The sequence below is a fragment of the uncultured Flavobacterium sp. genome (assembly GCF_937967675.1).
Lineage (GTDB): Bacteria > Bacteroidota > Bacteroidia > Flavobacteriales > Flavobacteriaceae > Flavobacterium.
Genome location: NZ_CALBSN010000043.1, coordinates 1 through 1,892, shown reverse-complemented (window position 1 = coordinate 1,892; position 1,892 = coordinate 1). Strand labels below are relative to the sequence as shown.

Genomic DNA, 1,892 nt, shown 5'->3' with positions numbered 1-1,892 from the left:
TCTTCTAAATCGAATACCATCAAAGAACTTTGCGCTACTTTATTTACTATTTCGTCCATTTTTCAGTGTTCAGTGTTCAGAAATCAGTGTTCAGCAAACTGTCAACTAAAAACTGAACACTGATTACTTATTTAAAGCATTCCTAATTCTAATTTTGCCTCTTCGCTCATTAAATCTTTACTCCATGGTGGATCGAAAGTGATTTCAACTTCACATGATTTTACTGCATCAATCGATTTGATTTTTTCTTCTACTTCTTGAGGTAACGTTTCCGCTACTGGGCAATTTGGTGAAGTTAAAGTCATCAAGATTTTTACATCGTTATCTTCATTAATCATCACGTCGTAGATTAAACCTAATTCGTAAATATCTACTGGGATTTCTGGGTCAAAAATTCCTTTTAAAACTTTGACAACGTCTTCTCCTAAGTTGATTGTATCGTTAAATTCTTCCATTTTATTTTAGTATTCAGTGTTCAGTGAAAAGTGTTCAGTTAATACGAAAACTTATATGTTTTCATTTATTGTTTAGCTTGAAAGGCTAAGGCATACATTTTTATTTGTTTTATCATCGAAACTAAACCATTGGCTCTTGTTGGTGATAAATGTTCTTTTAAACCGATTTCGTCAATAAAATCAGTATTTGCATCTAAAATATCCTTTGGTGATTGATTAGAAAAAGCTCGGATTAAAATAGCAATAATTCCTTTGGTCAAAACAGCATCACTATCGGCTGTAAAGACGATTTTCCCGTCTTGTTCTTCTCCGTGTACCCAAACTTTTGATTGGCAACCTTTGATGATGTTTTCGTCGACTTTGTATTGTTCATCGATTAATGGAAGCGACTTCCCTAATTCAATGATGTATTCGTAGCGTTGCATCCAGTCATCAAACATAGAGAACTCATCTACGATTTCGTTTTGTATTTTTTTAATTGTCATTCTTATCTTTTTGTTGCTTTTAAAACTACTTTATTATCGTTGTTTAAAAGATAAATTGTTTTGTTTTCAATTTCGAAATGAGAAACATTAGAAGCAATTTTAAACCAAGTGTCTTCATTTTTCAATTCATTTTCACAATATTTCTTTGTGGACATCAAGGGTGAAATAGTTATACTTTCTTTATTCAGTTTATACGTTCCTGAATACATATTACATCCCATAAAACCCGAAATTTTATCGTTATCAAAACTAATAAAATAGTTTTTTTCAGCTACATTAACTCCAACTAATTCTTCTACAACATAACTTCCTAAAATTGGATTTTTTAAAACAGAATCATCAGCAATTTTATTAATATAATCGACAAATTCTTTAATTTTAGCAGGCGGAATTGTATGATCAAATCCTTTAGTTGTATACGTTTTATCTTTCACCACGATTGTCATGTCAGCATGAGGTTTCCCATCATACGCACGCTCCATAGTTGGACCTTCTAAATCGTTGAAAGTTTTTAAATCTATTTTACTATATAATTCCGCTAACTTTTTCCATTGTGCATCTGTTAAATTGACAACACTTGGTTTTCCATCTCTTTGACTAACTAACGAGAATGTCCCATTTTCAATTGTTATCATTCTGTGATAACCTCTTGTATTAGCCCCATAAACAATTTTAACATCAGATAGTTCTTGGTCTTGCGCACAACCTTTTGAAAGGAAAATAGACAAGAAAATAGTAAGCATAATTTTCATAATTTTACTTTTTAAGATAACATCATTTGCGCTTTTTTAACCGCTTCTACAAAGATATCAATTTCTTCCTTGGTATTATAAAAAGCAAAACTCGCTCTAATCGTTCCTGGAATATTGAAAAAATTCATAATAGGTTGGGCGCAATGATGACCGGTTCTAACCGCTATACCTAACTTATCGATAATTGTGCCAATGTCATA

Annotated in this window: 4 protein-coding genes; all 4 read right to left on the bottom strand. The window is 31.6% G+C overall.

The window, feature by feature from the left end; all coding sequences use genetic code 11:
* Window positions 1-131 precede the first annotated feature (131 nt).
* Window positions 132-455 (bottom strand): SUF system Fe-S cluster assembly protein, encoded by a 324-nt coding sequence (locus tag Q0075_RS02985; protein ID WP_194093730.1) that lies wholly within the window; start codon window positions 453-455, stop codon window positions 132-134.
* Between the two features lie 65 nt (window positions 456-520).
* On the bottom strand, window positions 521-940 hold the full coding sequence (locus Q0075_RS02980; RefSeq protein WP_297868215.1) for a SufE family protein: 420 nt from the start codon (window positions 938-940) through the stop codon (window positions 521-523).
* Window positions 941-942: 2 nt separating this feature from the next.
* Window positions 943-1,692, bottom strand: coding sequence for an META domain-containing protein (locus Q0075_RS02975; RefSeq protein WP_297868214.1), 750 nt, complete (start codon window positions 1,690-1,692; stop codon window positions 943-945).
* Window positions 1,693-1,703: 11 nt separating this feature from the next.
* Window positions 1,704-1,892 (bottom strand): aminotransferase class V-fold PLP-dependent enzyme (locus Q0075_RS02970; protein ID WP_297868213.1); only part of this gene is annotated, 189 nt, incomplete at its 5' end.